The organism is Actinomadura rubrisoli (assembly GCF_004349215.1).
GTDB lineage: Bacteria > Actinomycetota > Actinomycetes > Streptosporangiales > Streptosporangiaceae > Spirillospora > Spirillospora rubrisoli.
This window is the reverse complement of sequence record NZ_SMKU01000443.1, coordinates 1-6,568: the sequence shown is the minus strand read 5'-3', so window position 1 is coordinate 6,568 and position 6,568 is coordinate 1. Positions and strand designations below refer to the sequence as shown.

Annotated in this window: 5 protein-coding genes; all 5 read right to left on the bottom strand. The window is 72.1% G+C overall.

Annotated features, from left to right (window positions below; all coding sequences use genetic code 11):
• Positions 1 to 196: 196 nt before the first annotated feature.
• Positions 197 to 799 carry a dephospho-CoA kinase gene (coaE, locus tag E1298_RS42435; protein WP_131903042.1) on the bottom strand — a complete coding sequence of 201 codons (603 nt, stop codon included), beginning with the start codon at positions 797 to 799 and terminating at the stop codon, positions 197 to 199.
• Positions 800 to 803: 4 nt separating this feature from the next.
• Positions 804 to 1,298: a GNAT family N-acetyltransferase gene (locus E1298_RS42430; RefSeq protein ID WP_131903041.1), complete on the bottom strand. Its 495-nt coding sequence runs from the start codon at positions 1,296 to 1,298 to the stop codon at positions 804 to 806.
• Positions 1,299 to 1,412: 114 nt separating this feature from the next.
• Positions 1,413 to 3,359 (bottom strand): endonuclease/exonuclease/phosphatase family protein, encoded by a 1,947-nt coding sequence (locus E1298_RS42425; RefSeq protein ID WP_131903040.1) that lies wholly within the window; start codon positions 3,357 to 3,359, stop codon positions 1,413 to 1,415.
• A 217-nt stretch (positions 3,360 to 3,576) separates the two neighbouring features.
• Positions 3,577 to 5,073: a 30S ribosomal protein S1 gene (gene rpsA, locus E1298_RS42420; RefSeq protein ID WP_131903039.1), complete on the bottom strand. Its 1,497-nt coding sequence runs from the start codon at positions 5,071 to 5,073 to the stop codon at positions 3,577 to 3,579.
• Between the two features lie 240 nt (positions 5,074 to 5,313).
• Positions 5,314 to 6,459, bottom strand: a complete 1,146-nt coding sequence (locus E1298_RS42415; protein ID WP_131903038.1) for a polysaccharide deacetylase family protein — start codon at positions 6,457 to 6,459, stop codon at positions 5,314 to 5,316.
• Positions 6,460 to 6,568: the final 109 nt, after the last annotated feature.

Below are 6,568 nucleotides of genomic sequence, written 5' to 3'. Positions count from 1 at the left end.
GCGCTCAGTGTCTCGTTGGCTCGGAGAAGTGTATAAAAGACCTACAAGTGGGAGGGCAACGCCACCGCCGAGTTCTGGTACGCGGTCGGCATGTGCCGCTTCGAGCCCGGCGAACTCGACACCTACCTCCCCGAAGTCCGCCAAATCCCCATGGAAGCCTCCTTCTGAGCTCCGGGCCGGGCGGGTGACCTGCCGGTCAGGGGGTGGCGGCGCGGTCGGTGAGGGCCTCCCAGAGGGCGTCGACCTGGGTCTTGAGGTCGTCCAGGGTGCCGGAGTTGTCGATGATGTGGGTGGCGACGGCGCGGCGCTCCTCGCGGGCGGCCTGGTTCGCCATCCGGGCCCGCGCGTCCCGCTCGGTCATGCCGCGCCGGGACGTCAGACGGTCGAGCTGGACCTCCTCGGGGGCGTCCACGACCACGACCACGTCGTACATGGGGGCGAGCCCGTTCTCGGCCAGCAGCGGGACGTCGTAGACGACGATCGCGTCGGCGGGCGCGGCGTCCATCAGCTCCCGCGTCCGCTCCCCCACCAGCGGGTGGACGATCGCGTTCAGCGCCTTCAGCCGCTCGGGATCGGTGAACACGATGGAGCCGACCTTCTCGCGGTCGAGGCCGCCGGAGGGCAGCAGCACGTCCTCGCCGAACTCGGCGACGACGGCGGCGAGGCCCGGGGTGCCCGGCTCGACCACCTCGCGCGCGATCCGGTCGGCGTCGATCACCACGGCGCCGCGCGCGGCGAGGCGCCCGGACACCTCGCTCTTGCCCGACCCGATTCCGCCCGTGAGGCCCACTTTCAGCACGGCCTCACCCTAGCGTCCCGGCGGGGACGAGGGGCTTGCGCATGTGGACGAGGATGAGGTGCGCGGCCACGCGCTCGCGGTGCGTCTCGGTGTAGCCGAGGCGGCGGTACAGGCGCAGGTTGGTCTCGCTGAGGTGGCCGGTGAACAGCACGCACGCCTCGACGCGGCCGGCCACCTCGCGCTCCAGCGCCCGCATCAGGCTCTCGCCGATGCCGCGGCCCTGCATGTCGGGGACGACGACGAGCCGTCCCACCAGGCACGTGTGGTCGCTGAACTGGGCGCGGACGGCGCCGACGAGCCGCCCGTCCAGCACCGCCTTCAGCACCACCGCGTCGCCGGCGAGGACCTTCCGGATCTGCTCCAGCGACTCGACCAGCGGCGGGATGAACGGGTCGCCGTACAGCTGCGCCTCGCCGAGGTAGGCGGCGCGCTGGACGGTCAGCACCTCCCCGGCATCGGCGGGACCGGCTCGCTCGATGGCGACCGTCGGTTCGCTCATGCGCACGACACTAGGGCATATTTCATGAGTCCCCGTTCTGTTGCGCGGCGCCCGGGCACGCACCTCGCCGCGTTGTCGTCGGTCACCGGCCAACACCGGGGCCCGCGAATCTGCTCAGCGCCCGATCCGGACGGTCACCGCGACGGGATAGTGGTCCGAGGCGTTCGAGCGCGGGACGTCGTAGTCGGTGAACATCAGCCCGTCCGAGCCGAGCACCCAGTCGAACCGCTCCCCGTCGGCGGTGGTCGCGGAGGTGTCCGCGCCGAGCGCGGCGCTGCGCAGGTCGGTGTCGGCCAGCGCGGCCAGCTCGGGGCTGCCGGGCCCGGCGTTGAAGTCGCCGCCGATGACGGTGCGGGGGGCGCCGCCCCAGGCCCGCACCAGCGTCGCGATCTCGCGGGACCGCTCGTCGGCCTGGCCGTCACCGCCCTCCAGGTGCGTCGACCACACGTCCATCGTCGTCCTGCCGACGGCGAGCCGCGCCCACACGTACCCGCGGATCTGCGACCAGTCGCCCTTGGCCATGCGGCCCGTCCCGGAGCTTCTGACCGGCAGGGACGTGAGGATAGCGTTGCCGAACTGGCCGTCGGCGGCCGGGCCCCAGATCAGCTTCATGCCGAGGCGGCGCGACAGCCACACCCCGACGTCGGTGGTCCCCGACAGCAGCGACCCCCGGCTGGCCTCCTGAAGCAGGACGACCTGGGCGCGCTGCCCCTCGATCGTGCGGGCGATGCCCTCGGGGTCGAGGCGGCCGTCCTGGTTGACGGCGTCGTGGATGTTGTAGCTGAGCAGCCGGACCTGCCCGGGGACGGGCCCGGCCTTCGCCGTCCCGTCCGGCGCGGCCACGGTGAAGACCAGGGTGCCGAGCAGCAGCACGAGCGCGGCGGCGCCCGCGGTGAGCGCGCGCAGCGGCGCGCGGGCCGGCAGCGGCCCGCCGCGGGCGGCGGCGATCGCGGCGAGCGCGCCCAGCAGGATCCCGGCGAGGCCGGGCAGCACGTTGTTCGGGAACGGCAGCGGCGACACGGCGCTGACCTGGTACGGGACGAGGATCAGCGCGATGAGCAGGCCGCCGGCCGCGGCGCCGACGTCCACCCGCCAGACCGGGCCGCCGGACCCGGCGCGGCGCAGCGGCGCGCGGCAGGCGACCGCCAGCAGCCACGCCGACAGGACCTGGCCGAGGATCACGACGGGGACGACCTCGATGCCGGACACCGCGTACGTCCCGGCGATCGCGCCCGCGCCGACGCCGAGGACGGTGCCGCCGAGCACGCACACGCCGCCCGGCACGGCCCGCACCGCGAGGCCGGACGCCAGGAACGCCAGGGCCAGGCCCTGCCCGATGACGATGGCGACGTGCGCGCCGGTCAGCGACTGCCAGCCCGAGGACGCCACGAACGCGGGGCTGGCCAGCACCAGCACCTGCAACGCCAGGAACGGCCCGAACGCGGCCGCGCCGAGCGCGTCCCGCCAGGAGATCCCGGGGGGCTCGACGGGGCCGGACGCCAGCTCGCGGTACAGCGCGGCGGCGCCGAGCCCGACGAACGCCAGGCACGCCAGCCACGGCCCGACGCCCGAGCGCCACACCGGGTCCCAGGTGGCGAAGCACATCCGCACGGCCGCGTCGGCCGACAGGCCCGCGACGGTGGCGGTGGCGAAGCCGACGCCGGACAGGCCGCGCGCGCCCTCGTACAGCGCCGCGACCGCGATCATGCCGATGGCGGTGCCGGCGAACGCCAGCCAGGTGCGCGGGTCGACGGCCTGGGCGAGCAGCCGGACGGCGAGCAGCCCGCCGACGCCCGCGAGCAGCAGGCCGCGCGGCCCGGTGGCGCGCCGGACGAGCGGCGCCGCGAAACCGGCGAGGTAGACCACCAGCACGGCCAGGGCCGCGACACCGGTCCCGGCGCCGTCGGCGAAGTGGTCGAGCTGGGGAAGCGAGAAGCGCAGGGTCTGCGCGAGCACCGCGACCGTGCTCGCGATCAGCGCGAGCCTGGCGGGCCCCGACGGGACGATCGAGGAGCCGGCCGCCGGGCCGCCGGTCTTGGTGCCTACGTCTGTGCTGGCCAATTGAACGAGTGCTCCCGGGGGACGAGCGGACCTTCGGGCGACGGCGACCACCGGACTCTACGGCCCCGGAGGGCGTTCCGGCGGGTGAAACCGGTCACGGCCGGAGTGCGATCCCCAGGGATCGTTCTCCGGCCGTGATTCGGTGCGTCACCGGCCGCCGTGCGGAACCCCCGCGAGGGTCCCGCACGGGCGACGCGCGCCGGTGGTCAGTGACGGATCACTGGCCGCCGGAGAGCTTCTCCCGCAGCGCGGCGAGCGCCTCGTCGGTGGCGAGGGCGCCACCGGTGGTCTCGCTCTCGCCGCCGCCGGAGTAGGAGGTCTCGCCACCGCCGCCGCTGCTGCCACCGGCGGGCGCGGGGGCCGTGTCGGCCTCCGCCTCGGCCTTGCGGGCCTCCTCGATCTGCTTGCGGTGGGCGTCGAAGCGGGCGCGGGCCTCGGCGTACTGCCGCTCCCAGGTCTCGCGCTGCTCGTCGAAGCCCTCAAGCCACTCGCCGGTCTCGGCGTCGAAGCCCTCGGGGTACTTGTAGTTCCCCTGATCGTCGTACTCGGCGGGCATGCCGTACAGCGTCGGGTCGAAGTCCTCTTCCTCGATGCCGGCCGCGCCCTCGTTGGCCTGCTTGAGCGACAGGCTGATCCGCCGCCGGTCGAGGTCGATGTCGATGATCTTCACGAAGATCTCGTCGCCGACCTGGACGACCTGCTCGGGGATCTCCACGTGCCGCTCGGCCAGCTCGGAGATGTGGACCAGGCCCTCGATGCCCTCCTCGACCCGGACGAACGCGCCGAACGGCACCAGCTTGGTGACGCGGCCCGGCACGACCTGGCCGATCTGGTGGGTGCGGGCGAACTGCTGCCACGGGTCTTCCTGGGTCGCCTTGAGCGACAGGGACACGCGCTCGCGCTCCATGTCGACGTCCAGGACCTCGACCGTGACCTCCTGGCCGACCTCGACCACCTCGGAGGGGTGGTCGATGTGCTTCCAGGACAGCTCCGAGACGTGCACCAGCCCGTCCACGCCGCCGAGGTCGACGAACGCGCCGAAGTTGACGATCGACGAGACGACGCCCTTGCGGACCTGGCCCTTCTGCAGCGTGTTGAGGAAGGTCTGGCGGACCTCGCTCTGCGTCTGCTCCAGCCAGGCGCGGCGGGACAGGACCACGTTGTTGCGGTTCTTGTCCAGCTCGATGATCTTGGCTTCGAGCTCGCGGCCGACGTAGGGCTGCAGATCGCGGACCCGGCGCATCTCCACCAGCGACGCGGGCAGGAAGCCGCGCAGGCCGATGTCGAGGATGAGGCCGCCCTTGACGACCTCGATCACGGTGCCGGTGACGATGCCGTCCTCGTCCTTGATCTTCTCGATCGTGCCCCAGGCGCGCTCGTACTGAGCGCGCTTCTTGGACAGGATCAGGCGGCCTTCCTTGTCCTCCTTCTGAAGGACCAGGGCCTCGACATGGTCTCCGACGGTGACGACCTCGTTGGGGTCGACATCGTGCTTGATGGAGAGCTCACGCGAAGGGATGACGCCCTCGGTCTTGTAGCCGATGTCGAGGAGGACCTCGTCACGATCGACCTTGACGACAGTGCCCTCGACAATGTCGCCGTCGTTGAAGTACTTGATGGTCTCGTCGATCGCTGCGAGGAAGGCTTCCTCGGACCCGATGTCATTGACCGCTACCTGCGGGGTGGTCGAGGTGGCCTCGGTGCTGCTCGTCATGTGTCGGCTGGCTCCGGTACGGACATGGAAGTCGTATGGGTTGTGCGCGGAGGGCCGTTATCCGCCCTGCCGAAGACCGGAGTGGGGACACGGGCAAAGCCGCGTCCAAGTTCCGTACCGATGTCGCCGACCTGACCGAGCGCGAGCCTGCTCCGTCCGAAGCGCGCACAGGCCCACAGCGCAGCGATCAGGATATGGGACCAGACCCTCCTGGTCAATCCAGCCTTCGGGGCGGACCGCTCAGTACGTCCGGGCGAGCGCCCTGGATCCCTTGGCCAGCCGGTCCTCGGACGACCTGGGAAACGTCACGGTGTTCGGGTCGCCGTCCGAGGTGAACCGCTCCCCGGGGTGCTTGTCCAGGTAGTCCAGCCAGGCCGTGGAGCAGAACCGCTTGCAGTCGTTCTCCTTGATCTTGCCCTCGGACCGCACCCGGTTGACGGCCCACCGGTCGAACCTGCCGTCGAACGGCGACTCCGACGGCCTCCACCCCGCCAGGAAGATCCCCTGGAACCGGTACCGGCCGTCCTCCTCCCGCGCCCACGCCTTCTTGCGCGGCGCGGCCCCGAACGGGTAGGCGAGCGTCGTCGTGTGGACCCCGGTGATCCCGACGATCGCGTCCTCCATCCCCCCGATCTCCTCGCGCACCTCCTTCTCGGGCATACGCGACAGATCAGGGTGCGTCACCGTGTGGTTGCCCACCTCGGACCCGTGCTGGGCGAGCCACCTGACCCCCGCCGCCGCCTCGGCGCCCGTCATCCCGAACAGGTCCTTGTTGAGGTAGAACGTCGCCACCGGACGGAACCCGGGGTTCTCCCGCGCCACCTGCTCGATGATCGCGACGGCCGTGTCCGGCTCGGGGTTCCCCTGCGCGTCCAGCCCGAAGTGCCCGGGCGTGCTGTCGTCGAACGTCAGCACCACCGGATGCCTGCCCGCCGGGACGTCGAACCGTCCGCTCACGAACTCCGCGGCGGTGACGGGGACGTACCCCTCCTTGGCCAGCCGCGTCAGCTCGTCGTACAGCTCCTTGGTCGACCGGTCCAGCGACAGCTCGGGCTTCTTCATGATCCGGTGGTACATGAGCACCGGCACCTGCCCGAGCTCGTTGGCCTTGGCGGCCACCGCCGCGGGCGCGGCCGCCGCGATCGGCACCGCACTGGGCACGGCGTCCGCGGCCCCGGGAGCCTTGGCCTTGGCGGACCCGCCGACCCCATCGGCCCCGCCGGCCCCGGCTTTCGGCGCCCGCGCCCCGGGGTTCGTCCGCGAGGCCGCCCCCGCCTGGGTCGCGTCCGCCGCCTTGTCACCCGTCCGCCGGTCCCCGGGCAACGCCAGCCCCAGGACCACGGCGCAGACGATCACGACTCCAGCGATCTTGTGAAGGAGTGGCACGTTCCTCCCGCCGATCAGGCCGAACCAGGATCAGGGAACAGCGTACGACTCCCCGGACATCCTCGGACACCTGCTGGCGTACCCGCATGATCCCCACGCTCCACTCCCC

What these genes read in the sequence shown, in the direction of transcription:
- E1298_RS42430 (WP_131903041.1), bottom strand. Translation starts at nt 1,298, where the DNA reads ATGAGCGAACCGACGGTCGCCATCGAGCGAGCCGGTCCCGCCGATGCC.
- rpsA (WP_131903039.1), bottom strand. Translation starts at nt 5,073, where the DNA reads ATGACGAGCAGCACCGAGGCCACCTCGACCACCCCGCAGGTAGCGGTC.